The following is a 26785-nucleotide window of genomic DNA, read 5'->3' on the forward strand; positions in this document are numbered from 1 at the left end:
AACGTCGGCCCCATGGGGAGAAACCTTCAAAGCGGTAGGCGACTCAGGCCGATCGACCTGGCGCGCGGGCACGGTCTGTCCGCCCAGGCGGTCAGGAACTACGAGGAGGCCGGCATCCTCCCGGCGGCCGAGCGCACCCCGCACGGGCACCGCGTATACACCCCGCTGCACGCGAGCGCCCTGCGCGCGTTCCTGGCCCTGGTGCCCGGGCACGGCCACGGCAGGGCCACGGAGATCATGCGGGCGGTGAACCGGGGCGCCGCGACGGAGGCGTTCCGACTCATCGACGAGAGTCACGCCCAACTCCTCGACGACCGGCGGACCCTCCGGGCCGTGGCGGACGCCCTGCGGGACCTGGAGCCCGCCTCGACGCCCGGACCGGGCGCGGGGCCCGGGGCCCGCGCCGCGTTCATCGGGGAACTGGCGGGCCGGTTGGGCCTGCGACCGGCGACCCTGCGCAAGTGGGAGCACGCCGGGCTGGTGCGTCCGCGCCGCGACCCGCGGACCGGGTACCGGATCTACGACGAGGCCGACGTGCGGGACGCGCGGCTGGCCCACCAACTCCGGCGGGGCGGCTACCTCCTGCGGCAGATCGCTCCGCTGCTCGACCGGGTCCGGGCCGCCGGCGGGCTGGACCCCTTGCAGTCCGCACTGCACGACTGGCACGGCCGGTTGTCCACCCGCGGGCGGGACATGCTCACCGGGGCCGCGGAACTCGACGCGTACCTCCGCGAGCGCGGCTGACGCCGGCGGGAGGGGGCGTCCCCCCGCCCGGCGGGATGCGGGGCCGCGCGCCGGATCAGGTCCGGGGCGCCGCGTCGACGAGTTGCGCGAGGTGGACGGCCGCGTCCCGGAGCGGGGTGTCGTCCGCGGTGACGCGGCTCAGCAGCTCCGCTCCCTCCAGCATGCTGATGACCGTCCCGGCCAGGGAACGCGCCGCGTGCGGGGAGATGCCGCTCTCCAGCAGCTTGGCCGCCACGAGGTCCCGCCATCCGGTGAGCGCCAGGGTCGCCGCCTCCTGGAGGCCGGGGACGCGGCCGACGGTCTCCAGGGCGGTGACCGCGATCGGGCACCCGTCGCTCCACTCCGACTGCTTGAGGTCGTCAGCGAGCAGCAGGGCGCAGGCAGCCGTGGCCTCGGCGGGATCGTGGGCGGAGGAGAGGCCCCGGGCGAGCAACTCGCCGAACTCGCGGGCGCCGTGGTGCATCGCTTCGATGGCGAGCTCCTGCTTCCCGCCGGGGAAGAAGTGGTAGACGGAGCTGGGTGACGCCTGTGCGGCGCCGGCGATGCGCTTGACCGAGGTGCTCTCGTAGCCCTGCTGCTGGAGCAGGGCGGCCGTGGCCCGGACGATCCGCCGGCGGGTGTCGGCGTCGGGGGAGCGGTGGGGCGGTGCGGTGGCTGTCATGACCACGAGTGTACTGGTTGGAACGTTCGATCCAGAACTGTCGTATGCTCTGGATCGAACGTTCCAACCACGATGACGGACGGATATCTGATGAGAACAGCAGCACCCGCCTCCTCCTGGGTCGGCCATCCCGGACACGGACGCATGTTCGCGCCGGGGGAGCTGACCGTGGGACTGTTCCTGCCGCTCCGGCCCTACGCGGGCGACATGGCGGGACTGCGGGGCCAGACGGAGGTCGTCCAGCAGGCTGAGCGCGGCGGGTTCGCGGCCGTCTGGGTCCGGGACGTGCCGCTGGCCGACCCGGCCTTCGGCGACGTGGGGCAGGTGTACGACCCGTGGACGGCGCTGACCTGGTTGGCCGCGCACACCTCCCGCATCTCCCTGGCGACCGGCAGTGTGGTCTTCCCGCTCCGGCACCCGATCGACCTGGCCAAGCAGGCGGCCTCGGTGGACCACCTCAGCGGCGGGCGACTGGTGCTCGGCGCGGCGTCCGGCGACCGCCCGGTGGAGTTTCCCGCCTACGGACTGGACCACGCCGCGCGCGGAGCCCTGTACCGGGAGGCGGTCGACTCCTTCCGCGCCCTGCTGGAGGGCGAGCGGCCGGCCGGGGCGGACGGCGCCCACCTGCTGCCGCAGCCGGTGCACGGCCGGATCCCCCTCCTGGTCACCGGATCCTCCCAGCAGTCCCCCGAGTGGATCGCCCGGTACGCGGACGGGTGGCTCGTCTACCCGGGTGCCACCGCCACCCCCGACGGCCCCCGCGCCCTCGGACGCAAGATCGAGGCATGGCGGAGCGCGGTCCCCGGTCGGGAGTTCCGCCCGGCGGTGACCAACGAGTGGATCGACCTGGACGAGGACCCGCGGCACCCTCCCACCCCGCTGCGCGGCGGCTTCGTCCTGCGCACCGGCAGCGAGGGGCTGCTCGACCTGCTCGGCCGCTGGCGGGACGCCGGCGTCAACCACGGTGCCCTCGGCGTCCAACACGGCAGGCGTCCCGCGGCGGAGGTGGTGGCGCAGCTCGCCGAAGAGGTCGTTCCGCACTTCCCGGCCCTCGCCGCCGCGGAACCCCTGGCGTCCGCGTGGTGACCCGGTCCCGCACCGCGGACCCCGGTGCGTTCCGCGACGCCATGCGGCAGTGGGCGACCGGCGTCGCGGTCGTCACCACCCGGGACGCGGGGGGACCGCGCGGCACGACCGTGAACTCCCTGGTGTCGGTCTCGCTCGATCCACCCACCCTGTTGATCTCCCTGAAGCGGGCCGGCCGCACCGAGGAGGTCATCCGACGGACCGGTGTCTTCACCGTGAACGTCCTCACCGCCGGGCAGCGCGCCCTCGCCGAGCGGTTCGCGCGGAGCCTTCCGCCCGGTGGCGGCGGGTTCGCGGGGGTGGCGCACCGGCCGTCTCCCCACGGAGCGGGACCGGAGTTGGTGGGAAGCGCCGCGGTACTGACCTGCCGGGCGACCCGCGAGGTGGAAGTGGCCGACCACACGCTGGTCGTCGCCGAGGTGACCGCGGTCCGTCCGCTCTCGGACGGCCCCCGCGAACCGCTCGTGTACGTGCACCGGCACTACCGGAGCGGGGCCGTCGGGTGACGACCGCCGGCGGACGCTGACCCGCGGGGGACGGGCGGCGGTGCGAGGGCCCCGCACCGCCGCCCGGCTGCTCGGAACGGAAGGGGCCGGGTCGCGCACGCCGCCCGAAGTCCCGTCAACGGAGGAGCGGTCGGTGTGCGTGCCCCGGGGCGGGGTCGCCGACCGAGGGCCTGAGGCCCCGCACCGCCGCAGCGGGGCGGACCGTACCCGGGCCGAACCTGTTCCGGGCCCGGTCGACGGCGGCTTCGACCTGCCGGGCCCGTTCGTCGAGCGGGTCGAACACCAGCTGACGCGGGGCGAGGCGCGCCGGCAGCAGGTCGTCCGCGCACAGGGCGAAGGAGCGGACCCGGGCGCGTTGCAGGGCGAGGCGGTCGTGGAGCCCGTAGGCGAGCGCGGTCAGCGCCGGTGTGTGCGCCGTGGCCTCGTGCAGGGAACGGGTCCGGGTGGTCGTGGTGCGGTCCGCGTAACGGACGGTGAGGGTGAGCGCGCGGGCGGCACGGGATTCCCCGCGGAGCCGCAGACCGAGCCGATCGGAGAGGCCGAGGAGGGCGGCGCGTTGCCGCTCGCGGTCCAACTCGTCCCGGGCGAAGTGGTGTTCCACACGGATCGAGGGGGCCGGTCCGCCGGGGACCACCGCAGTGGGGTCCAGCCCGTGGGCCGCGTCGTGCATCCTGCGCCCCGCGGTGGCCCCCAGGACGCGCTGGAGGGTGCCCAGCGGTGCGGCGGCGAGCCGACCGATGCTGTCCAGGCCGTACGAGGACAGGGTGCGAACGGTGGCGGGCCCCACGCCGGGCAGCGCGGCGGCGGGCAGCGGAGCGAGGAAGGCCGCGACCGCGTCCGGGTCGTCGGGCAGTGCCCGCACCGCCGAGGGCGGCCCGTCCGCGACGAGCATGCGGGCGAGCATCGGGTTGGCGGCGACCCCGATCGTCGAGCGCACTCCGTGCAGACCGCCGGCGCGTGCCCGGACGCGTTCGGCGAGGTCGGGGGCGTCGGTGCCGAAGTAGCGCAGGCTGCCGGAGACGTCGGCCAGGGCGGCGTCCGGCGGCAGCGCCTGCACCACGGGGGTGAACTCGGACAACAGGGCGAGCAGACGGGGGTGGACCCGCTCGTCCGCCAGGTCGTGGAAGTGGATGTGGAGGATCTTCATCCCGCGCTCCCCGGGCTCCGGTGCCACAGGGCCCGGCTCTGCTTGACGGGTGCGCCCGGCGGTTGGAGGTCCGCCCACGGGTGCAGGGCGTAACCGGTCTCCAGGGGGATGCTGCGGTCGGTCGGTGCGGTTGCCGGCGGACGTTCGGCGGTCAGGCGCTCGGTGACCGCCGACAGGCCCCCTGTGCGGCGCAGTTCGGCGAGTTCGGCGAGGTCCCAGGCGGCCGACCCGGTCACCGACAGGGCCGTGCCGCCGCCGTCGCCGCGACGCTGCACCACCCCCCGCACCAACAGCAGCCAGGAGTGGAAGACGGTGTGGGCGCAGGCGTCGTGGCTGTCCTCGAAGAACGCGCAGTCCACCAGCCCCGAGGCGTCGTCGAGCGTGGTGAAGACGACCCGCTTGCCGGAACGGATCGGCGGGGTCTGCACGGCGCCCTTCGCGCCGGCGACGAGGACCACCTGGCCGTGCGGCAGGTCCTTCAGGCGACGGGCGGACACCACGCCGAGTTCGTCGAGCAACTCCTGGTGGTCGCGCATCAGATGGCGCGAGGCGTCCATGCCGAGCACCCCGAGTTCGGCGCTCAGTCGCTCCGCCTCGTCCAGGTCGGGGAGCCGGGCGGGGGCCGCGGGGACGGGTTCTCCCGTGTTCTCCACCAAGGGCAACTGGTCGGCTGTCGAACGGCGTGGTGCCCGGTGCGCCTCGGCGATGTGCAGCATCAGATCGCGTCGGTTGCGCCCGAAGGCGTCCAACGCGCCGACCTGCGCGAGGCGTTCGGCGACCGGACGGGAGGGGCGGGCCCGTGCGATGAAGTCCTGGAGCGAGGAGTAGGGCCGGCCCCCGACGATGCGTTCCGCCTCGGCGTCGCTCATCCCGCGTACGTCGGCGAGGGCGAGCCGCACGCCCGGTTCCGGGGCCCGCCCGCCCTCCCTATCGGGCACCAGTTCGATTCTATGGGTGGTGTCCGAGGCGTTCACGTCCAACGGGAGGATCGGCACGCCCCGGCGTCGGGCGTCCGCGAGCAGCAGCCGTTTCGGGTACATGCCGGGGTCGTGGGTGAGGAGCCCCGTGTAGAAGGCGGCCGGGTGATGGGCCTTCAGCCAGGCCGACTGGTACGACGGCACGGCGAACGCGACGGCGTGCGCCTTGCAGAACCCGTAGGCGCCGAACGCCTCGACGATCTTCCAGGTCCGTTCGACGACCTCCTCGTCGTAACCGCGTCGGTGCGCCCGCTCGGCGAACCACGCCCTGATCCGCCCGACCTGGTCGGGGCGGGCCAGGGCGCGCCGGGTGTGGTCGCCGAAGTCGCGGCTGCACCCGGTCATCACGTGCAGGATCTCGATGACCTGTTCGTGGAAGACGACCACGCCGCGGGTTTCGCGCAGCGCGGGTTCGAGGTCCGGGTGCGGGTACTCGGGGGCCTTGCGCCCGTGCCGGGCGGCGATGAACGGGTCGACCATGTTGGCCGCCACCGGCCCGGGGCGGAACAGCGAGATGTCGACGACCAAGTCGTGGAAGGTCTCCGGTCGGAGCCGCGCGATGAGGTCGCGTTGGCCCGTTCATTGGTCAAGTGAGGTGTCGGGTTTTGTAGTGTCGGATTTTCTGAGGACCACAGGCGGGAGATCAGTAACTGCGTATCACGATGCGTAGGTTGCATCGCCCTGTGCTGCTGATCGGCCTCAACCCCCGGCACAGCGACGCGTCACTTCTCGCGACGATCGGCCTCGCGTACCAGCCGCGTCATGTGCGCCGCAATGAAGGGCATCGAGCACACCACGATCGTCTGCGGTGCTGGCCACCCAGGACACCCCGCTCGCACTGGTGGTAAAGACGGTGACGCCCCTGTTCCGGTAGGGCTCGTCCGCAGACCTTCCGGCAGGCCGCTTCGGACCGCTACCATGAATGGATACATTCAGGCTCAATGCCGGGTTCAGCCCCGACTCCCAATGGCGTACGTACCTCAGCCCAAGCATTACCTGCAACGTCAGGACGGCGTTTACCGTCTGAAGCCGCAGACGCTGCAAGAGGACAGCGGGCTCACGATCCTGAGTGTCCGAGCCCACGGGTTCGCTGGCAGCCCGGGCGAGTACAACGAACGCATCCGCAGCGACTTCCACTCTCCTCTCCGTCCGGACGCACGGCCGGACTACGTTCTGCCCGCCCTGACGGCCGGCCGTACGGCCGGAAGGCCGGCCGCGTTCCTCACCACCACCGATCCCGTGGATCTCAACCGGCAGGCGCGTCTGCTGGACCTGATGGACACGTCCCTCAACACGGCCGACGGTGACCGGGGCTATCGCCTCGTCGAGGACATCGAGATCTACGGGCAGAAGGAAGTCACGCTGCACGCCCCGTTCGTGCGGCAGATCAGCGAACAGACGGACACTGGCAGCCGCATTCGAGCCGTCCCCGACCTGACGGCCATCAAAGGCGCCAACCGGTCCAGGGCCCGCCTGGCGCTGTTCGGGCTCTCGGTCCGGGACATCGTCTTCGGACTGCGCCCCTACGCGCACATGGGCATCTCGCGGACGGACGACCCCCGGTCCGCGGATCCCACCTACTGGATCCCGATCCTCGCGACCATCCTGAAGGACGCGTTCGACGACCCGGACCACCCCGGTCACACCATCGCCATGCGCGCCCAGAACGTAGCCACCGTCCCGATCCAGATCATCGTGGGTGCCACGAACCTCGAAGGCTTCCACAATTCGGTGTTCGACCCCAACCGGGTCGATCACCGGCGCCCGCCCCTGGACTACAAGCTGTCCGAGAAGGCGGCCTCTGACCTCCGGGCAATCCTCCGAGAGGCCGTGAACTACGGCGAACTGGAGGAGCCGGAAAGAGCGTGGCTCGCGGGTGAGGCTCCGGATCCGATGCCGGAGGCCGGCGAGGACCGCATCGCTGCCCGGGACCGCCGGGACCGCACGCTCTACGACATCGTCTTCCCGAGCTCGCCGGAGCGGCGCAGGCTCATCCGGAGGGTCCTGGGAGAACCTGCCCCCAGCCAGACTGGCCGCCGGCATGTGGACAACCGCATGCGCATGATCTCGGTAGTGGTCAGCGACGGTTACAGCCACCGGTGGAACCCCCGTGTACTCGACGGGCTGCTCCGCCCCAGCAGCATCAAGGACGGCACGACCTTCGCGCCCGACGCGACCTGGGCTGACCTCCTCGCCAGTGCCGGCCGCGGAGACGAGAAGGCTCTGGAGACCTTTATCATCACGCGCGGCATGCACTGGCTCGCCGAACACAAGATCGTCGAGGCCGACCGTGGCTCCGTCGGAGCGCAGACCCACGAGGTCGACGACGAGGCCGAAACTCGGCGCATCCGCCGGACGATGAACAGTGTGCGGGACGCCCTGAAGGTCCAGCCGACGCGCACCATCGGTCTCATGCGGGAACTCGCCCACGCGGCAAACACCCGAAGCGAGCCCCGGCAGGTCGATGTGGAGGGCCGGCCGCTGGACGGCACTCGCGCGTCACGCGCCTGGTTCGACGAGGCCTTCCCGAAGAAGCCCGCTCGCCGGCGCGCGCCGCGTCCGGGCCCCTCGGACGACCCGGGCCAGCCGGAGCCCACGCCCCAGCAGAAGCTCCTCGTAGCGCGTGACACCTTCGAGGCGGCGGTCACGCACGGACTCGTGAAGGCCTTCGCGGACGTCTTCAGCACGGCCAAGGAACTCGACGACGCCGCGACCGACGCCAACGCTGTCGCACTGCCGGACAACCTCACCGACACCGTCACCAAGGTCCTGGGCGACGCCCTGGCCGCCGCCCGGAAGGACCTGCGGGGGGTAGGAACAGTTCTGCAGGTCCTTCAGCACGGCGGGGGCGACCCCGCAGACTTCGTCTCAGAGTGCGCGGTGTTCTTCGACGCGGAGGCCGGTCGGTGACCCAGCGGACGGTTCTTCCGGTGGGCCCCGTGCTCACGCGCCGGGCCATGGGGACGCTGCCCCTGGCAGCTGGCCGCTTTCTGGTGGCTACCTATGCGACACCGGTCCCCTTCCACGACTACGAGGTATTCACCGACCTGGGGGTCGTGACAGGTATCTACCTGGTCACCGATGCTGAGAATCACATCCGGTGGCTCGGACAGGCCAGTCGCGACGACGACCTCAGCGCCCGCCTGGGTGAGCGTCATCGGAATCCTCACAAGCGGGCCGTCTTCGCCCACGTGCGAGTACTCCACCTCGAAGATCACACCCCGGGCGACGCGCTCAACGCCATCGAGGGAAGGTCCGCAGACCGGCTCAACCTCCGTGGCGCCATGAACCCACGGGTCTGGCCTCGAGCGGATGGGTGGCTACGGCGGGTGGCCTAGTTAGCACAGCAGACGCGCGGTGGGTGAGCTCCCAGCCCGCCGCGCAGTCGATTCGTCGAACAGCGAGCATAGGCGTTCAGGCCCGCGCAGTTGCACTAGGCATCTCCACTTCTAGATCTCCGGGCGTGGGGGCGAGGCGCGAAGCCAACGGCCGAGAGACGACCGTCCGTCTTTTCGGCGACGCGGCCGAGAGGGTCATCGGCGTCCCGGATGAAGGCAGGTCACCGCTGCCTACCGAGGGCGACGATCTGTCCATCACTCATCAGCGGTTGAGCAGGTCGCCGACGGCGAACTCAGCGTGATCGCCAAAATCCGCCGCGTCACTGGCTGCCTGCGTACCTCCATCACCACCAACGCCACCGGACTGCCCACCCTCGACTGGCACTTCGACCAGGACGTCCTCCAGGCCGAAGCCGCCGTCGACGGCTGGTACGCGCAGCTGACCACCCTCACCCCCGAACAGGCCGACGCCGCCGAGGTATTGCGGTGCCACAAGGGCCAGGGCACCGTCAAGCGCCGCTACGGCGACTTCAAGGCCCCCTGGCCGTCACCCCCATCTTCATGCAGGACAACAAGAGGGTCGCCGCACGGGTGACGGTGATCTGCCTGGCCCTGCTCGTGTCCTGCCTGATCGAGCGCCAGGCCCGTCGGGCCCTCGGGAGCGACCAGAAGATGCCTGGGCTCTGTCCCGGCAACCAGCAGGTCCGGCCCCCCGGCCGGATGATCCCTGTACCATCTCTCCGGCCTGCGGTTACGCCTCGTCGGCGCCACCGACCCGCCGATCATCGTCATCAGCCGCAGCGTCCAGATCCATCTCCTCGACCCCCTCGGCCTGGAACCGACGCATCCCCCTGGCCAGAGACCTGAACGAGCTACCCGTGGCTCGCCATGGGCCCTCCTGGGAGCGTTGACGGCATCGCCCACAACCAGCGGGCGCGCGCACGCCGTGTAGGTGCGCGTCCCTCCCTCAGCGTCGGTGGGCGTAAGGAGGATGACCAAGTGATCGCCGGAGGCACGTGACCTGTGCCAAGCTCATCTTCCTGGGGGAGAGGAACAACTGATGACCCATTACCAATGCGGATCGTGCTCGTATCAGAGCGACCGTCTCGGCGAGGCTCAACAGCACTCGCACCAGACGGGCCACGTTTGCATCGGCAGGGACGGTGCCGGGCCAGCCGGAGGCAAGTTCGGGAAAGCCAGGGTTGTGGTTAAGGTCGGCGCCAGCGCTCTGGCCGCCACCACCATCGGGGTCCTCGCATGGAAGTACAAGGGGCTTCAGGAAGAGCACGAGGAGCTCCGGACGAAGCACGAGGGGCTCCTGTCCATGGCTGCCGGACTGGTCGTGCAGTTGGCGGAGTCGACGGCGGAGAACGAGAGCTTGAAGTCGGAGAACGACTACCTGAAGTCGGCCACAGGTGCCTCGAAGACGCTCAAGAGCTACGACTGCTGAGTGAGGGCGTACTGCGGGTAGTGCCACTGGTGGACGGGTCCCCGGCGCTCGATGCCGTGGGAAGGTCAAGCGGGTGCCAGCCCGGCGCTAGATCCGTTCTCCGCAGGTCATCCATTCAGGAAGATCAACTGATCGCAGCGGGTCAGCCACCGACCAGCGCAGCGGTCCGAGTTGCAGAACTGCCGAAGCACGATCACCTGAGGACCGTAATCAAGCTCGGAGAGTGTGCAAAGCCCACCGCCAGAGCTGCCTGACAACAGCTCTGGCCCCAGCCTCAGCCAGAAACGGCACCAACTCACGAACTGCAACTCTCAGATCCGACGTCTACGGCAGCTGACGCGCCTTCTGACGCCTCGGTCGCTTCGCAACAGGAATCACGCCCCGGCGAACCTTCATCAGAATCTCGTCCTTCGTGTTCTCCCGTATTGCCAGACGGCACAGGATTCGTTGCTGCGTCTCCGGAGTCCAGAACACTTCGAGACGCTCCCGAGCGCGCGTGATCGCGGTGTAGAAGATGCTGTGGGAGATGCTTTCCTCGTTAGCATCCGTGATGACGACCTTCACCGACTTGTACTCAAGGCCTTGTGCCTTGTGGATCGATACGGCGTACGCGATCTGGAACGGCACCATGGTGGTGACCGTATCGTCATCATCATCGCTGTTGCCGCGCTCGAAGACGTCAAACTGGACGGTCGATCCCTCTACCCAGCGCAGATCTGTGCCGAAAACGTCGGCTTCAGTAACATCCCGTTCGAGATTCACGTCGAATGTGATGCGGCCGCGCGTGCGATCGATCTTGACAATTTTTCCCTTCAGGTTGTTGAAGATGACCGGACGGAACCGATCAGATTCGTTGAAGAGCACAGGATCGCCGACCTTGTACGTAGATTCGCTCCAGGTTACAGCTGGATTCGGATTGCTCGCCTGCAGGAATCGATTAACATTGTTGATGCCATAAAGGCCGTCATAATTCAGGCAGAGCACGATCTCGTCGTCGCTCTCATGCCGGAAAAGCGAGTTCCCCAGCACTGTCGAGTAACCATTCTTGGAGAGCGACTCTTCGATTCTGTCATCCAGGTTCCGCACCCTGTCCCACAGTGCGAGAAGCGCCTGATCGGTCGTCCTGAAGGGCTCTGTGAGTTCGAAGACAGACTCGTCCGGGATGTATGAACGGATGATGCTGAACCAGTTGCCGAAGTCGATGGACTCAATCTGGTAAACGTCACCAACGAGTACGAGTAGGTCGAAGGATGTCCTCTCAAGCACTTTGAGTAGGCTTGCGTTGTCCACAGTGCTGCACTCGTCAATCACAAGTACGTCGTACGTTACGCCAAACGACGTGCTGCCGTACACGTGCTTACTGATCGTACTGAACTCGGTGTTCGGAGCCTGCACTCGTCGCTTCAGGTTATCGACGGCCGGGTTGGTGTGCGCCAGGAACAGCTTCCGTTTGCCCGAGAAGTAGTTCGCGATGTGATTCACCATCGTCGACTTTCCCGTACCTGCCGCACCGTACACGAGGGCGACCTTCGAGTGCTCGAACAGCTCCGTCAGAGACTCAGCTTTCAGCGGGTCATCGATGGCCCCAGGGTTCGCACTTATCCATGCCCGCACGTCCCTGCTGTGGTTGGGGACGCCGCTGACAGCAATCTTCTGGAGCTTATCTATTATCGCGACCGTGTCGTCCTCATACCCGACGATGAACACATGCCCGTTTTCATACGCCAGCTTCCGTGGCGCGTGTCGTGGGTTGGTTGGCAGCAACTGGTTGTGGCGCGCGATCAGCCTGTCGACATCACCGAGGTCCTCCAGGTCGGATGCCGACGTATAGATCACACCGTGCTGCTCGACATTGTTCCTGACTCGCCTTGCCAGTAGCTCGTGAGGTCGGCTCCTAGCGTCCAGGCTCTCGGCGAGATCCGCAAAGCGCGGGGTGTGTCCGCGTGGCGACGTGCAGAACGGCATCGTATCGAATGGCTTAGAACTCCAGGAGACGCGCAGGCCGGATAGTCCAGCACACTCGTCGGCATTAAACTGCTCCTTGATGACACGATTGTTCATTCGCAGCATTAGGTACCGCATCAAACGAGCACCTGGCCGGTCCTCGCGGATGAGTGCACGCGCGCGGTCAAGCACAGGGAAGATCAGCGGACTCCGTTGCGCACCGTCGAGTACCCAGGAGCGGACCTGGCCGTAAGTCACATCGGGCATGTCTATGAGATCAAGCAGACTTGATCGCTCTGTCGTGAGGTAACGCATCAGGTTGCGATATTCGGAGAGTGACGTACTGACTCGGTCGTGCGAGATATGAAAGAAGCGCGCGAAGTTGTCGAACTCACACGGACGGATAGACACCTCCCACGAGCGGATCAGCATGATCGGCATCCGCTGTCCAAGCACTTCGATCGTGTCGCTCACCAACCCCAGGTTGGCCGCATATTTGTCGGTCACGTCGATGTCGGTAAAGCCAATAATGCGATCGAACTTGCTCGTCCGGTTGTGGGCGCGATAGAACGTCACCTCGTAATAGATGCGGCCGCCGATGAAGAACGGTCGCGAGCTGTGAATGTAATACCGCTCGCGACGTGAGCTTGAGGACGGAGTCGTTCTTACCTGCTCGATACGCGCCGCAATCTTCCCGTAGTATTCACGCAACGAGGGGTCGAGGTCGATCGGAAAGTGTTCGAGGTTGTTCAGGATCGCGATCCCGAGCTGTTGTTGTGCCAGGTCGCGGGCGCGGAGTAGGTACTCGTAGTACTTCAGCATCAATCGCTCGGACGGATCGCGATCCAGCGTATAGTGCGAAACGCTGGCCTGGAGCAAGCCATGGAATCTACTCAGGAGTCTGAACTTGGCGAGCGCCTTAACAGCATCCAGAGCCGGCCCGACCTGGTTGTAGTGGAACTCGGTCGAGCCGTCGTTGAGGTGTGCCCAGACTATTAGCCCCTCGACAAGATTCCGGAGCTGTCCCAGCACGTTCTGCGAAAGGAATCCTCGGTCACCGACCGGGTTGGCGATGTTTTCGCAGATCACGCTGTCAGCGCTCTTCACTTGCTGTTCTACTGATGCCATCGCTCCCGCTCCACTTCCCCGGAGGATCGTGTTCTGAGTCGTCTTCGCCTTCGAGGCACTCATGCCGTTCGGGCTTGGATGCCTACGGCTTGGCACCAGTCACTGTCCGCGCTAACAAGGAGCATGGTGTCGACCGTCGGCAACGCCGCCATCTCTACATGAGGCCGACGGCGATGTTGACGTCTCTACCCTTCCCCTCGTAGCTGATCCAGTGGGCACTGCACGGACGGCAGCGCACGTGCTTCCAGATAGGTCTGCTGACGACCGGCTGCCGCGACGTCGTCCAGCCACAGGTAACGGCGCCCGCGCTGCGTCTTCACGCCCTGGCAAGGATTGAAGCCGTCGACAAGGACAGCGGTTCTTCCCATGGGCACCCCCTCGCTTCAGCCGGACCATGCCAGGCCGGAGAGGGCTGTGCTAGCGCGCACCGACACCCACCCCGAGAGCGCAAGCATTCGGGCGAACGGCCCGGCAAGTGGCCGTTTTGTTGCTCCACTCACAGTAGCAGAGGAATCAAACGCAGGGTCGTGCGACGGATGCGTATGATTCCTTCATGGGTGACATTCCGGCTGCCGAGATCCGAGCCGCACGCGAGGCACGAGGGTGGGACCAGGCAGAACTGGCCCGCCGGCTCGGCATGGGGCAGCAGACGGTGAGCCGCTGGGAACGCGGACAGACCTCACCGAGAGGTGAACGACTCCAGCGTCTGCGCGCGGCGCTGGGCATCGACGTTGCCACCACGCCTCCACGCCGCTCCCTTCTGGAGGAACTGCCCTTCAACCGCCTCGACGCCTACCAGTTCGAGGCTTTCTGCGACGCGTTGGCCTCGTGGCTATACCCGGACGCCCAGGAGGTCCTGCGGTACGGGGTCCACGGAGACAAGCAGCACGGCATTGACATCCGCGTGGTCACGGCCGATGGGGAACGCATCGGCATCCAGTGCAAGAAGTACGAGAAGTTCCAGCCTGCTTCGTTCGCGAAGGCAGTGGCGGAACTCGACCGTGCCCGAGCCCGCGTCGACCGCTGTGTCCTCTTCCTGTCCACGCGGGCGACCGCCGCGGTAGTGAGCGCCTGCGACGAACTCGCCGATTGGGCGATCTGGGACTCGCGCGTCCTGTCCCGGGAGGTCAGCAAACTCCCTCGTGATCAGGCACTCACGCTGGTTGACCGCTTCTTCCCAGATATGCGGGAGGAATTTTTGGGGGTACGAAACCCCAGCGTCTGGCAGACCGCGGAAGAGGCGTTCCCGGTCTCTCTGCCCAGTCCCGTCTACTCCCACGAGTTCCCGCTCGTGGGCCGGGCCGCCATGCTGGAGGCCATGACCGCGTTCGCTGCCGGCAGCGATGGGTCACAGATTGGCGTCCTGTCCGGTGTCGCGGGACAGGGAAAGAGCCGTCAGCTTTGCCAGCTCGCCCGCGAACACGGTGTCGGCCACGGAAAGACCATCCGCGTACTGCAGCCCGGCCCGTTCACTCTGGACGAGTTCGAGCATCTGCCGACGAGCGATCGGCTGCTCATACTGATCGAGGACGCGCACGAGCGGTCGGACGATCTCGCCATGGTGGTGACCGGAGTACTTCGTGCACGCCCCCACGCCCGCCTGGTGATCGCAACCCGGCCGTACGGGCGACATGTGGTGCAGCAGGCACTTCGCGCCGCCAAGGTGGACGAGAGCAAGGTTCCGAGGTGGGAACTGTCCGTCCTGCGGAGCGAAGAGGCTCTAGTGCTGGCCTCCGAGATCCTCGGAGAAGGGCAGGAACATGCCGCCCGTGTGGTGGCACATGTGGCCGCCGACTCGCCGTTGCTCCTCGTGAATGCCGCGACCGCCATACGGCGAGGAAGGCTGGACATTAGTGCCTTGCAAAGCAGTACCGACGTGCACCGGCTGCTTCTCGACGTGTTCGTCCAGTCCGCCCTGTCTCAGTCTCAGCAGCCCGATGACGATCGGGCACTGCTGCACGCCGTAGCAGCCCTGCAACCCGTTGCCACAGACGTCCCTCAATTTCAGAACGCGCTGTCCGGCATCCTGCAGATGCCGTTCTCCCGGATCAGCCCTCGACTCATGGGCCTGGAAGGCACAGGCATCGTGGTACGGCGCGGCGCCTCCGTACGCATTTCCCCCGACCTGCTCGGCGACGTCCTTCTTGCCGAAGCGGCTGTCAATCCGCACGATGGCTCCCCCACGCCATACCTGAGGGAGGTCCGCGAGCATGCCGACGGTGACGCGCTGGCGAACGCCCTCCTCAACGCCGGCCGCGTCGACTGGCAGTGGAACGGCCGGGGCTCCCGTCGTGCGGGTCTGCTCGACCCCCTGTGGGTGGTCGTCGAAGACGAGTTCAAACGAGGTGGCGCTTACACCCGTAAGGCACTTCTGCGTCTCCTGTTGAAGATCGCTCCCTTCCAGCCCCAGCGCGTACTCGCCTTGACCCGGTGGGCCCTGGACAACCCGACGGCCGAGGACGACCGGCCGAGCGGCATCGAGTGGATGCCCGGTAAGTACAGCCAGGCCGATGTCCTCTGCGAAGCACCGCGTGTCCTGGAGGCAGTGGCCGTCGATCTTGACCAGCTGCGCAGCGTGTACGACCTTCTGTGGTCCATGGGCCGGGACGACGAACGGCCGCTCAACCAGAACCCCGACGCACCACTGCGTGTTCTCCTCGACCTGGCCTCGTACGTCCCGGGCAAGCCGCTGGCGTATCAGGAGATCCTGCTCGACGCGTTGTCGGACTGGGCGGAAGAAGCCACGCCGAACCCCGCGAACCGCATGCCCCTCGCACTGCTCGATCCGCTGTTTTCCAACACGGCGGAGGGTCGAATGATGGAAGGCTGGACCCTCACCCTGAGCCGTTACCCGGTCCCAGCGGAGATAGTGGCGCCGATCAGGCAACGCGCGGCCGAGATCCTGCTCGGCCAGTACACGTCCGGGCATGAAGAGCGGGCAGCCGTGGCCGCCGCATCCCTCGAAGAAGTCCTTCGCCACCAAAGCGAAGAATTCGAGCCGCAAGCCATCGAGTTCCTCCGTGAACTGGCCACCCGGGTTGCCGCGAAGCAGCCGCGTCCTCTGGTGTCGCTCGCGACCCGGCGCTCGCTGAGCTGGGCCGCAAAGCACGGCACCGCTCAGATGCGTGAAACGGCGCAGACCGTGCTCGACGCATTGCCGGACAACACGGAACACCACCTGGCGCTCCTCCTCCACACAGGGTCCTACGACGAATCCCTGGTCCCCCGCTCCGAAGACACCGAATGGCTTGAGAACGTCCAAAACCACTGGGCGGCACTACGCCACGAGACTGCCGACGAGTTGAGGAAGCAGCCCGCCGACCAAGTGGCGGAGCTACTCGTATCGCTGGTGGAAGCAGGCCAAAGGGTCCTTGCCGGTCACTCAGAGGGAGTTCCCGCAGTACTCGAAGACACTATGGAGGAATTCCCTGACCTCGTCCCCGCTCTTCTCGACCGGCTGGCCCGCGCGGAGAATGAAGCTGCCCGTGTCATGCTGCCCTCAGTGCTGCACGCATCGTTCGAACAGAACGTGCCCCACGCACTGGACATATGTCGGCGCCTCGTTGCCGACGGTGGGGCCGTGGGGGTCTGGGCCGTCGCCCAGGCTCTCCAAAAGTACATCCCGGACCCCTCGGTGCAGGAGGCCGGTGCACTGGCACTCGCCCGCGCTCTGAGCAACCACACCGACCCTGCAGTGCGCGCTGGAGTCATCGGCATGGCCGTGTCCATGCTGCACACCTCGAAGGACACGGCTCTGGAACTGCTCACCTCTGTGCCGTTCGGCGAGTCGGGGTCGGTACCCTATCACCTCTGGTGGGCATTCACGATGGACGGCCTCTTGTCCTGGGAACAACTCACGGACACCCAACACACGTTTTTCCTGGCCCAGTTGACCGCTCTTCCGACACTGAGTGATCACACGGTGCAGCAGTTCGTGGCTCACCTCGCCAAGGCCGACTCGCAAGCCGCAGTCGGACTCCTGCTCGCCCGGATCGAGCGCTGGGAGGAGGACCCCGCCAGAAAGTCCTTCGATCCCCTGCCTTACCAGTGGAGTGTTCCGCTCCCCATGTCTGACAGTCCTGCACGGCTTGACCTGATGCGATCGGTGCGGAACTGGCTGGCACAGCCCCGCGAGAACGCATGGCGCCGTGAACTCCACGCGCCGGAACTTTTCTGGACCATCGCCGGTCCTGCAGACGAATTGGTCCTCAGCCTCCTCCTTGAGCCTTACCAGGAAGGGGACAGCGATCTCGCGCATGCCGCGGCCCCGCTCCTGAGCAAGATGCCCAAGAACATTGTGTGGGACCAGGTGGACTTCGTGACCGTGTTGTTGAAGACAGCGTCCCGACTGTCGGAAGACTTGTTCCGTCGTACTGGGGGAAGCCTGCACTCCGCAGTCCTCTCCGGCTTCCGGTTCGGAACTCCTGGCCAGCCATACCAGGAAGACCTCGACATCAGCGAACGTGCCCAGCGCATCCGCGCCGGCCTGCCGCGCGGCTCTGCCGTCGATCTCTTCTACAAGGCACTCGCGGACAGCGCGCAACGCAACATCGACCGCGCGAGCACCGACGACCTTAATTAACGACCGCTAACGAGACTGTGAGTGATTCGCTGGAGATCCGGTAAGTGCTGATGCGATTGGGGGGATCTATGCGATGCCGATTCGTCCCAGGCTGCAGACCACGGGTTCGGGTTCATGCTCCAAGAACCTGCCGAGCGGCGCCCCGCGTTCACTTCGCCGCAGGCCTTCGCAGACCACATCGCCGCGGGTCGCGGTCGAAGGCCTCTGGCCGTTAACGTAGCCGGGGACGAAGGTGCCGCTCGTACTCTTGTCTCACATCGGTGTGATGGGCGGGAAGTGCGTGGCGCGGAACTTGGCGAGGGTCTGCTCCACACCGGCGATGGTCAGACGCCAGAAGTCCCAGCCGTCGATCTTGTTGCTGCCGGTGGCGGCTCGGGCGGCGGTGGTCGGGGTACCCCAGGGGCGGCCCCAGACTTCGATGTGGCCCTCGGGTTTCAGAACTGCCCCGTAGACCTTCTTCTCGTGTCGGCCGGTGAGGATGATGCCGGCCTTCAGGGCGTCGGGGTCCAGATGCTGCAGCAGGTCGTGCAGGTCGACTCGTGAGCGCGCCGGGTCGACGGCAGGTATGGGCGTCGTTGCGACCGGGGTGAGCGCGGCGGCCGGCTGGGCGACGGCACGGTGCAGGGCCAGAGCCATGGCGGCTGCCGTACTGTACGGCGCCTCAGGTCCCACCTTGTCGTCGACCAGCTGCTGGATGTCGGTCAGGTCTCCGTGGCGGGCGAGTACGGTGACCTCCCGTATGAGGCGGGCGCGGAGCGGGACGAGGTGGGAGTCGTTGAGCGCCAGGATCCGTATGGTTTCGTCGGCGCGGCACAGGCCACGGTTCGTTTCGGCCGACGAGTAGGGAGTGTTGCTGCGCCGGGCGTAGCCGCCGGAGTCGAAGCCGAGCAGGTCGGGGTCGCTGCGGTGGGCCGGGTCCAGGAGCAGCGGCTGTTCGCGGTTCAGGTCGTCGACTGAGGTACGGGCGCGGGTTCCGCCTATGAGCGGGAACTGGCTGCCCTTGGCTCGGCCTTCCCGGACGCCGTTGTAGCGGGCTCCGCCGCTGTTGCAGTGCTTGCAGGCGATGCGGTAGTTCGACACCTCGTAGGCCAGCCACCAGTATCCCGGGTGGCCGGGCACGTCGAGTACTTCGGATTTCGGCCGGTAGTGGTCGACGGTGATGTCCGTGCGCACGATGAGGGACTCGCAGTACCAGCACTTGACGCCGACGAGGCCGAGGAGCAGGTCGCGTACGGCGTCCTCGGTCCAGTGCGAATTGAATTCCCGCTCGGTGCCGGCGGCGACGGCGGCCCTGACCGCATCGAGGGTGCGTTTGGCCCTGGTTGCCCAGGCCAGCGGGGCGGTGAGCCCTTGCATGTCCACGTGTCTCATCGGCGTCAGATCACCGACGAGAAACGCTCGTGGAACAGCTCGGCGACCAGGGCCTGCAGTCGTTCGGGCGAGGGCGGATTGGGGCCGTGGGAGGCATCGAGGAGCGCGAGGCGTCTGCGGTGGAGCTCGGCGAGGAAGGCCGCCACGAGCGGATCACGGTCGGAGTTGGGAAAGTCCATCGTCTCCAACTGGGCGGTGACGTCGCGCAGTGCTGCCTGTTTGACCGGATCGCTTTCCGCCTCGGGGAGCAGCGCGTACTGGCGGTCGATCAGATCCTGGGTGTGCTCGTCGAGCTGGGTGGGCAGGCCGAAAAGGTCGGTGGTCAGCAGGCCGCCGGCGCCTTGTCCGCGCGGGTTTGCCCGCGGAATCACCGCGGTGGCCTGGCCCTCCACGTCGGTGGTGACGACGCGGACCTGCTCGCGGGTCATGTTGGACACCAGGAGCGGTTCGTGGGTGGCGGTGAGGAACTGCGAGTGCTGATGCGGTCCCAGCACGCTGCGTACGGAGGAGTACCAGCGCCGGCTCCACTCGGGGTGGAAGTGGGAGTCGGGTTCGTCCAGCAGGAACAGCGACTCATGTGCCCGCTGGAGTCTGAGCAGGCCCAAAATGGTGAGGAGTTGCTGCTCCCCCGAGCTCAGGTCGTTCAGGCCGACGGTGAGCGTGCCGGGTTTGTCCAGCCGGACGTCGACGGTGAGGTAGCCGGCGTCCAGCAAGGTGGCGAGGAGGCCGAACATCGACAAATCGCTGTCGAAGAGGTTACGGAAGGCGCGGACATCTTCCGCGGTGCCCAGGACGATCTGGAACCCGTCGGCGGGGCTGCCGGCTCCGTCCACCGGGTCAGCGTCGGGGATGAGACCAAACCGCCCCGATTCGGAGGCGGCCGCGAACAGGGTGCGGGCGGGCCCGCCCAGGCCCCAGTACGGGAGGGCAGCCAGGTGCGGGGCGCGTGCAGCGCGTGGCGCGCGGATCCGCAGGACTGCGGAGGCCACCCGCTGCAAGTAGGAGTGGCGGCGCAGATAGGTGCCGAACGAGTCAGACCAATGGGTGGTCTGCGCGAGGAGCAGCAACGGCAGGTGCGCAGGCGTACACAGGAACACCGGCGTGTACAGGGCGCAGCTGATGGGCAGCGTGAACTGCTCGGTCCACAGCTCCCCTTGGCCCGGTGGCTGGTGCGCGCGCCACTCGTCGAAGTCCTTCATCCACTGCCGGCGCCACTGGCCTACGCGGCGTGCGGCGAAGCGGCGGTGCTGGTCGAACTCGCTGGCCCAGGGAGCCTGGGCGTGCGCCTGGTAGCCGAAGACGTGATCGGGCAGATGCTGCGCCCACACTGCGCGGGCCACGGGTATCGGCCAGCCCGTTGCGGTGTCCACGCTCAGCTCGGGCGAGGCGTCAGTGGAGGTCTGAACGACCCGGACCGTCCTGCCGTGGACCTCGTAGTCGAGTTCAAAGGCGAAGGCCGCACGGCGCCCGGGCCGGTACAGGGCCCCGAAGATCTCGGCGAGCGCGTGCAGGGCCCGGGACTTGCCGCCGCCGTTGGGGCCGATCAGGGTGGCGATGGCATGGCCGCCGTCGAGGGCGCCAGTGAGGTCCAGCTCGAATTGGCGCAGGCCCCGGTAGGAGGAAAGGCTCAGGCGCAGCAGCCGCACGGCATCCCTCCGGTCATCGCGCCTCTGGTTGCCGTCACCGCTCCGCCTCACGATCCGGGCCGTCCGCGTGCACGCCGTAGGGGCGCAGCGCTTCGGTCAGGGAGGCGAACTCGGCCAAGGCGGCGCTCAGTTCAGCGGTGATCTCCTGCGCCATGCGGTGCAGGTCGGCCTCGGGCTCTTCCAGCGCGAAGGGCCCGGGCGGGGGTTCGGCGACCTGCAGGTCCAGGTTGACGGCGTGCCGGGCGAGCAGGTCGTCGACGGTGAAGGACCGGAAGCGGGGGGTTTCGACTCGTTCGCTGTGGGGCCGGCCGGGCCGGTAGGCGGACACGAAGTCGCCGTAGTCGGGGCCGGACTGCGCCGTGGGCTTGGCCGTCGCCGTGTGCGAAGAGCGCAGGTCGTACACCCACAGCCGGGTCGTGGACGGGCTGCCGTCGGGGCGCGGTTCGGGCTTGTCGAAGAACAGGACGCTGGCCTTGAGGCCGCGGGCGTAGAAGATGCCGGTGGGAAGCCGCAGCAGGGTGTGTACGTCGCACGCGGCCAGCAGGCGCCGCCGGATCAGCTCACCCGGCCCGCCTTCGAACAGCACACTGTCGGGCATCACGACGGCGGCGCGGCCGTCGGTCTCCAGCAGGCTGTGGACGTGCTGGAGGAAGTTGAGCTGCCGGTTGGTGGTGAGGGTCCAGAAGTCCTCCCGGTAGGTCTCCTCACTGGTGGAGCTGCGCCCGAAGGGAGGGGTGGTGAGCACCAGCGTCGCCCGCCTGCCCGGTGGGCGGGCCAGCGCGTCCCCGACGGTGATGCACGGAGGGGTCTCGTCGGCCCGGGTGACGCCGTGCAGGACGAGGTTCGTCGTGGCCAGCCGAGCGGTGGCGTCGACGAGTTCGACGCCGAAGAAGGCGCCCTGGTCGAGCCGCTTGCGCTGGGCCTCGGTGACACCTGAAGGATAGTGGTCGACCAGGTAGTCGAAGGCTTTCATCAGGAAACCGCCGGTGCCGCAGGCCGGGTCGGCGACGGTGTCGTTGATGCCGGGCTGCACGCACTGCACGATCGCCTCGATCAGCGGTCGGGGCGTGAAGTACTGGCCGGCGCCGGTCTTCGCGTCCGTGCTCATGCGGGCCAGCAACGCCTCGAAAACGTCGCCGATGCCAGCTGAGGACCACTGGTAGCCGTCCACCACGTCGACGATCAAGCGGTGCAGGAGGGCCGCATCCGGGATGCGGTTTTGTGCCCGGCGGAAGAGCAGCCCGAGCGTTCCGGGCCGGGCGGCGAGCAGGCCCAGGATCCGTTCGTACGCCGGGATCAGGTGGTCGCGGTCGGTCGAGGTGAGCTGTACCCAGGCGTCGAACCCGAGGATGTCCTGCCCGTTGAGGGGGCGTTGGCGTTGTTCGTGGGCGCGCTTGAGGACGATCAGGCTGGAGAGCTGATCGATGAGCTCCAGGCCCGAGATGCCGTTGTCGCGCAGCACGTTGGCGTAGTTCCACAACCGGGCCACCAGGGCCTGGTCGTATCCGGGGCGGGAGGAGACGGTGGGGTTCACAGCACAAACTCCTGTTGCCCGGACGGGGGAAGCGGAGGGGACAGGTGACCGGTGAAGGCGCGATCCAGGAGGTTACGCCGTAGCCGTCCGGCCACCTCGAGAGCGCGTTCGGCGGCCGTACGGGCCGTGTTCAGGGCTGCGGTGTGTGCCTGGACGACCGCGACCAGGTGGTCCTGCTCGTCTACGGGCGCGACGGGCACCGGCATGAGCCGGATCTTGGCCAGGCTGATGGACGCCGGCCCCACGCTGTGGGTGGCGTTGCGTTGGCACCACGTACGGCCGAAGCCGTTGGCGTGCCAGGCCAGCAGGACGGGGTGGAGCTGATGGGCGGAGATGCGGACACGGAAGAGGTGGCTGTGGGGAACGCAGTGGGGCAGCTGCTCCTCCCAGATCCAGCCGCGGCCCAGGCTGTCGATCGATCCGCCGCCGGTCAGCACCACATCGCCTGCCCGCAGCCGGGCCGCCTCGGTCTGTGATGAGGGCAGCCGGATCGTGCGGACATCGTCCAGATCCAGGCGGCCTCGCTGCACGTTGGCGACCCGCAGGCAGGAGACGTCCGCGTCAGAGGGATTCCACTCCTGCGTGCCGGGCGAGGCGATGCCGCGGGAGACCTCCGCGACATCGTGCAGGCGGGTCCACTGCCAGCGTTCGGGAAGGCCGGGCAGTGTCCCGTCCCCTACGCCCGCCGCCCGGGGCAGGTTCGCAGGAACCCGAGCAGCGCCGGCGAGAGCGCCGCGCCCTGCCCGCGCGGTCAGGGCGCGGCTAAGGACATCGGCCTGATCGAGGGCGCTGTGGGTGCGGATCGTGGTGGCGTCGATGCGGGCGAGGTGGTCCTCCAACAGACCGACGATCCGGCGCTGTTCCCCCACAGGGGGCAGCGGCAGCAGGACGTCGGCCAGATCACGCTGGTTGATCCGCCAGATCGCTGCGCCGCCCTGGCGAGCGCGTGCCTCGATCTGGCGCCGCATGACCGGCGACTTCCACAGGTGTGCGAGGTAGCGCGGATCGAGGGCGCCGGGGCGTACGCGCACGCGGATCATGGAGTCGGGAATGGCCGTCGGGGTCGGGGGGCCGTCTACCAGAGCGCCTTCGCCGACCAGGGAGTGTGAGCCGTTGACCCGTCCGACCAGCACATCCCCGTGTTCGGCCACGAGTATCGCGTGGCCGTTGCCACTGCGGTCGCTGCTCTTGGACTGGGTGAAGTCCACCGTGGCTGCCCGCAGTGCCGGCATGCGCAGCACGGGCAATCCGCCCTCGCCGGGGCGTAGGGACCGACCGTTGACCAGCGGTTCGCTCAGCACGTCGGCCAGCCGGACGATCCTCCAGCCAGCAGGCACCTCATTCATCACGCCAGAGCCCTGCGCAGTTCGTCCAGGAGATCGATCGCGGCGTCGGGCCCGAAGGCGTCGAGGAAGCCGTCCGTGCCGCCGCGCGCCGAGAAGGGAATGCTGTCGAGATACGCCGGGGCGAAGTGGGCCTCGGCGGCCGCCACGTCCGCGATCTTCTCGAGCCACCACAGCTGGGCCGGGGTGAAGTGTCCGGACCGCTCAACGAACTCGACCAGACGCTGGCGCACTGTCTCCGTTTGGCGGCGACGCCTTTCGGATGCCGTCACCAACATAGGGGCCGGCCGGTCGTAAAGGTTCAGCAGCGCCTCTTGGAGTTCGGGCTCCTCGGTGAGCGGGTAGAGGGCCGTGCGCCGCTCGTTGTCGACGGCTCTCTTGCCGCCTGCCCGGCGCAGGGATGCCTGGTTGTCCGAGTCGACCGAGTCAAGGAGACGGGTCACCAGCTCCTGCAGCGGCTGGCCTGCCAGCTTGCGGATCTCGGCACCGTCGGCGTCACTGAGCGTGGGGATGAGCCGGGCGAGTCTGATGGCCAGTTCGGCCGTCTCCTGCGCCGTCACCAGCCCGCTGGCGGCGCGGTCCAGCAGGTGCTCCAAGGCGGCCCTCCCCTCCTGCCCGGATGCATCCGTCACATTCACCAGCGGCCGCAGGTGACGCGAAGCGCCCACCGCGTCGACGACCACGAGCTGCGTCTTGGCAACCGCCCCCGGGGTGACGGCGCGCAGTGCCGCGGACGAGATGGTCTGCGTTCCCATGGCAAGCAGTTGCTCGTAGTAGGTGGCGGAGCGCACCTCGCGCAGGATCAGCAGGCATTCGATCGCCCGCATGTCGCTGATCCCGGAGATCAGATCCGTCACGACCGCGATCCGGATCTGCGGTGTCGTGCGGAAATCCCGCAGCAGGTGCTCCGCATGAGCGTCGCGGTGCATGATCCGCCGGCAGAAGTCGTCCCCGGCGCCGAACACGTCGCGGATGCGCTCTACGACCTCGTCCGCATGCTGTCCGTCCTGCGCCAGCACCACGGTCTTGGGGACCACGCCGGGCCCGCCGCCCTGCAGCATCCGGTCAGGGAACAGGGTCGGCAGCGCGTCACGGAAAGCCGTCACCACCGCCGCCAAGCGCTCGGTCGGGACAGCCCTGGCCGGGCCCTGCCCTGCGGTGGAAGTCAGCTCCTCGTCCAGGTCCTCGTAGCGGGCGCGGCGCGAGCTCTGGTCTTGAACACCAACCGCGCCGACTGGGGTGGCGGACGCTGGCTGCCGCTCGCTGGCGACCCGGATCTCGTAGACGGAGCAGTCCACAGCGACGCCGTCGGCGACGGCCTGTACATAGCTGTAGGAGCTGACCAGGTTGCCCTTGAAGAATCCCAGCACGGTGGCGGTCGGCGTCGCGCTGAATCCGACGATGGGAGCGTCGAAGTATTCAAGAAGGGCACGCCGCTGTCCGTACAGCGCGCGGTGGCAGTCGTCGACGATGACGAGATCGAACGCGTCGGGGGGCAGCGCCTCGCAGTAGGTCACTTCCAGGGGTGTGGCATCGGGATGCGCCTGCCGTTCGGCGGTCTCGTACGCCGACACGTTCTCGGGTCCGTCCTCGGGCGCCTGCGTGTCGGAGAGCATGGCCGACAGACGCTGCACCGTGGCCACGGCCACGGAAGCCGACGGGGCCAGGCCGTGCGCGGTCAGCTCATGGACGGGGTACACGTCATCGAGAGGGCGCCCACCGTCCGGCATGCTGAACTGGCGCAGCTGGTGGATCAGTTGATGCACGGCGACCTTGCGGTCGGTCACGAACAGGATCCGGCCCGCGCGCGCGTAGTGAAGCTGTCGGTAGGCGGTGAACACCCCTGTGAAGCTCGCCCCAGAGCCGGTGGCCATCTGCACCAGGGCGCGCCGCTGACCGGCCGCGAGGGCCTGCTCGATGGCCCGCACCGCCCTGCGCTGGGCCTGGCGCAGCTGGTCGAACCCCTCGTTCTGCCACTGCAGGTAGGCGGCCTGGCGGGCCCGGTAGGTCGGCGCGCCACCGTCCGCCTCCGCCTCGCGCTGCCAGCGGGCCAGCGTGCGGGGCTGATGGAAGCCGCTGATCAGGCGCGCGTGGGATTCGGGGTCATTGGTGCCGCAGAACAGCAGACGCCGGCCGTCGCTCACATACCGGTACGGCAGCGGCGAGCGCCACACGGGCCACGGCAGGGAGCCCGCCGGGGCCTGCGCCAGTGCGCCCGCCTGCTCCATGGCCTCGTCGAGATCGGTGCCGTCCCGTTTGCACTCGACGATCCCGACCACCTGTCCGCCGACGGTCAGCAACATGTCCGCGCGGAGTCCTCCGCCCAGGCGGGGCTGCACCAAGACGCAGCCCAGGGAACGGTTGAGCTGAGACTCCTCGCCGACTCCCAGAACGTCCCATCCCGCCTTGGCGAGCCTGCGCTGCACTTCCGCAGCAATGTCGGCTTCGCACAGCGGCTCATAGGCCGCATCGCGCGCGCTGACGATCAGCTGTTCACGCTCGGCGACCGCCAGGGGCGCCGGAGCTGCGCGCTGGTCGAATTCGCTGCGCAGCCGGGGCAGGTCCTCTTCCAGCACAGCGACCCGCTGCGCCAGAACCCGCAGATCGGACGCTGAGGCGTGGACGAAGGTCATCGGCTCCGAGTCGCCGGTCACCGCGCGGAAGAGCCAGGCGGCCAGCGCGAAGCAGCGCCCGACCAGATGCGCCGCTACCTCCCACTCATCATGCGCACCGCCGTCGAAGCGGTGAAGGTCGTTGAACGCCTCCCGAACCGGCCGGGGAAGCATCCCAGCGCGGGACAGGAGGTCCAGACGGGCCAGCTGATCGCCCGCGGGCAGGCGCACCCCGCCCCGGCGGCCCAGCTCAGCGGCGAGAACCTCACCGAACTGGCGTGCCGCCGCCACTGCTTCAGCGGGCGCGGTTGCTGTGCGGGCCTCACAGGATGCGCCGTGAAGAACAAGAAGCGGTTCGTGGGGAAGCAGGAATCCGAAATTGGCTGACGCGACAGCCAGGTCCGTGAACCGGCTTTCGAGCACGCTCGGCTCCAGAGCCACGCCGACCCTCCCTACCTGCACTGCGGCGCCGCGGAATCCGCTACAGAACAGCTCTCACCCTACCGTCCGGCCCCTGCGCACAACACTGACACTTTGATCCGATACGAGTGATTTACGCACCAGCTCCGACGGACCTGCCCGCTCGTTTTACATCCGGCCCGCACCACATAACGCCCCCGATCGAAGATTGGAGCGTCGGCCGGCGGGCGCGGCTCACGGTGCCCCTTATCGATGTTGCTGATGCAGCACGCAGAGGCGTCCGTCGACCTTCAGCG

At 68.0% G+C, this 26785-nt stretch carries 16 protein-coding genes and 1 pseudogene; 8 read left to right on the forward strand and 9 right to left on the reverse strand.

All coding sequences use genetic code 11. The features are described from left to right. Positions 1-12: 12 nt before the first annotated feature. Entirely contained in the window at positions 13-744 is a 732-nt protein-coding gene (locus ABT092_RS19870; RefSeq protein ID WP_351245584.1) for a TioE family transcriptional regulator, read from the forward strand. A 55-nt stretch (positions 745-799) separates the two neighbouring features. Here the strand turns inward: ABT092_RS19870 and ABT092_RS19875 are convergent, their stop codons facing one another. After that, the gene (locus ABT092_RS19875) at positions 800-1405 is read right to left on the reverse strand and encodes a TetR/AcrR family transcriptional regulator (protein ID WP_351245586.1); all 606 of its coding nucleotides are present in this window, start codon (positions 1403-1405) and stop codon (positions 800-802) included. A 90-nt stretch (positions 1406-1495) separates the two neighbouring features. Between ABT092_RS19875 and ABT092_RS19880 the strand changes: the two genes are divergently transcribed. Both ABT092_RS19880 and ABT092_RS19885 read left to right on the forward strand, forming a co-directional pair. Further along, positions 1496-2491 carry an LLM class oxidoreductase gene (locus ABT092_RS19880; RefSeq protein ID WP_351245588.1) on the forward strand — a complete coding sequence of 332 codons (996 nt, stop codon included), beginning with the start codon at positions 1496-1498 and terminating at the stop codon, positions 2489-2491. Then, positions 2488-2997, forward strand: coding sequence for a flavin reductase family protein (locus ABT092_RS19885; RefSeq protein ID WP_351245590.1), 510 nt, complete (start codon positions 2488-2490; stop codon positions 2995-2997). Before ABT092_RS19880 ends, ABT092_RS19885 begins: the two co-directional genes overlap by 4 nt. Before the next feature lie 115 nt (positions 2998-3112). Here ABT092_RS19885 and ABT092_RS19890 read toward each other — a convergent pair whose 3' ends face one another. Together ABT092_RS19890 and ABT092_RS19895 are read right to left on the reverse strand one after the other, a co-directional pair. Beyond that, on the reverse strand, positions 3113-4144 hold the full coding sequence (locus tag ABT092_RS19890) for a DNA polymerase Y family protein (protein WP_351245591.1): 1032 nt from the start codon (positions 4142-4144) through the stop codon (positions 3113-3115). Beyond that, positions 4141-5697, reverse strand: a pseudogene (locus tag ABT092_RS19895) (helix-hairpin-helix domain-containing protein); the annotation flags it as partial. The gene ABT092_RS19890 and the pseudogene ABT092_RS19895, both read right to left, overlap by 4 nt. Positions 5698-6087: 390 nt before the next feature. Between ABT092_RS19895 and ABT092_RS19900 the strand changes: the two are divergent. The 4 genes from ABT092_RS19900 to ABT092_RS19915 all read left to right on the forward strand — a co-directional run bounded on the left by ABT092_RS19900 (position 6088) and on the right by ABT092_RS19915 (position 9909). Further along, complete coding sequence (locus ABT092_RS19900) at positions 6088-8031, forward strand: hypothetical protein (RefSeq protein WP_351245592.1); 1944 nt, start codon at positions 6088-6090, stop codon at positions 8029-8031. Beyond that, positions 8028-8459 carry a hypothetical protein gene (locus ABT092_RS19905; protein WP_351245593.1) on the forward strand — a complete coding sequence of 144 codons (432 nt, stop codon included), beginning with the start codon at positions 8028-8030 and terminating at the stop codon, positions 8457-8459. Before ABT092_RS19900 ends, ABT092_RS19905 begins: the two co-directional genes overlap by 4 nt. Positions 8460-8757: 298 nt before the next feature. Next, the gene (locus ABT092_RS19910) at positions 8758-9054 is read left to right on the forward strand and encodes a hypothetical protein (protein ID WP_351245595.1); all 297 of its coding nucleotides are present in this window, start codon (positions 8758-8760) and stop codon (positions 9052-9054) included. Between the two features lie 465 nt (positions 9055-9519). Then, entirely contained in the window at positions 9520-9909 is a 390-nt protein-coding gene (locus tag ABT092_RS19915; protein WP_129832995.1) for a hypothetical protein, read from the forward strand. A gap of 324 nt (positions 9910-10233) precedes the next feature. Here the strand turns inward: ABT092_RS19915 and ABT092_RS19920 are convergent, their stop codons facing one another. Then, positions 10234-12981, reverse strand: a complete 2748-nt coding sequence (locus tag ABT092_RS19920; RefSeq protein WP_351245597.1) for an AAA family ATPase — start codon at positions 12979-12981, stop codon at positions 10234-10236. A 553-nt stretch (positions 12982-13534) separates the two neighbouring features. Here ABT092_RS19920 and ABT092_RS19925 point away from each other — a divergent pair. Then, the gene (locus ABT092_RS19925) at positions 13535-17563 is read left to right on the forward strand and encodes a helix-turn-helix domain-containing protein (protein WP_351245599.1); all 4029 of its coding nucleotides are present in this window, start codon (positions 13535-13537) and stop codon (positions 17561-17563) included. 252 nt (positions 17564-17815) lie between these two features. Here the strand turns inward: ABT092_RS19925 and ABT092_RS19930 are convergent, their stop codons facing one another. From ABT092_RS19930 to ABT092_RS19950, 5 genes are read right to left on the reverse strand one after another with little or no spacing between them, the layout of a single operon-like run. Next, entirely contained in the window at positions 17816-18934 is a 1119-nt protein-coding gene (locus ABT092_RS19930; protein ID WP_351245601.1) for an HNH endonuclease family protein, read from the reverse strand. A gap of 5 nt (positions 18935-18939) precedes the next feature. Continuing rightward, on the reverse strand, positions 18940-20631 hold the full coding sequence (locus tag ABT092_RS19935; protein WP_351245603.1) for an AAA family ATPase: 1692 nt from the start codon (positions 20629-20631) through the stop codon (positions 18940-18942). Beyond that, positions 20615-22114 carry a class I SAM-dependent DNA methyltransferase gene (locus tag ABT092_RS19940; RefSeq protein WP_351245605.1) on the reverse strand — a complete coding sequence of 500 codons (1500 nt, stop codon included), beginning with the start codon at positions 22112-22114 and terminating at the stop codon, positions 20615-20617. Before ABT092_RS19940 ends, ABT092_RS19935 begins: the two co-directional genes overlap by 17 nt. Then, positions 22111-23463, reverse strand: a complete 1353-nt coding sequence (locus ABT092_RS19945; RefSeq protein ID WP_351245607.1) for a restriction endonuclease subunit S — start codon at positions 23461-23463, stop codon at positions 22111-22113. Before ABT092_RS19945 ends, ABT092_RS19940 begins: the two co-directional genes overlap by 4 nt. After that, on the reverse strand, positions 23460-26510 hold the full coding sequence (locus tag ABT092_RS19950; protein WP_351245609.1) for a DEAD/DEAH box helicase family protein: 3051 nt from the start codon (positions 26508-26510) through the stop codon (positions 23460-23462). The genes ABT092_RS19945 and ABT092_RS19950 overlap by 4 nt, the downstream gene beginning before the upstream one ends. Between the last annotated feature and the right edge of the window lie 275 nt (positions 26511-26785).

The organism is Streptomyces sp. NPDC002490 (assembly GCF_040296045.1).
GTDB lineage: Bacteria > Actinomycetota > Actinomycetes > Streptomycetales > Streptomycetaceae > Streptomyces.

Coding starts and splice junctions, on each gene's coding strand:
- ABT092_RS19900 (WP_351245592.1), top strand. CDS start 6,088: ATGGCGTACGTACCTCAGCCCAAGCATTACCTGCAACGTCAGGACGGC.
- ABT092_RS19875 (WP_351245586.1), bottom strand. CDS start 1,405: ATGACAGCCACCGCACCGCCCCACCGCTCCCCCGACGCCGACACCCGC.
- ABT092_RS19915 (WP_129832995.1), top strand. CDS start 9,520: ATGACCCATTACCAATGCGGATCGTGCTCGTATCAGAGCGACCGTCTC.
- ABT092_RS19925 (WP_351245599.1), top strand. CDS start 13,535: ATGGGTGACATTCCGGCTGCCGAGATCCGAGCCGCACGCGAGGCACGA.
- ABT092_RS19920 (WP_351245597.1), bottom strand. CDS start 12,981: ATGGCATCAGTAGAACAGCAAGTGAAGAGCGCTGACAGCGTGATCTGC.
- ABT092_RS19870 (WP_351245584.1), top strand. CDS start 13: ATGGGGAGAAACCTTCAAAGCGGTAGGCGACTCAGGCCGATCGACCTG.
- ABT092_RS19930 (WP_351245601.1), bottom strand. CDS start 18,934: ATGAGACACGTGGACATGCAAGGGCTCACCGCCCCGCTGGCCTGGGCA.
- ABT092_RS19880 (WP_351245588.1), top strand. CDS start 1,496: ATGAGAACAGCAGCACCCGCCTCCTCCTGGGTCGGCCATCCCGGACAC.
- ABT092_RS19890 (WP_351245591.1), bottom strand. CDS start 4,144: ATGAAGATCCTCCACATCCACTTCCACGACCTGGCGGACGAGCGGGTC.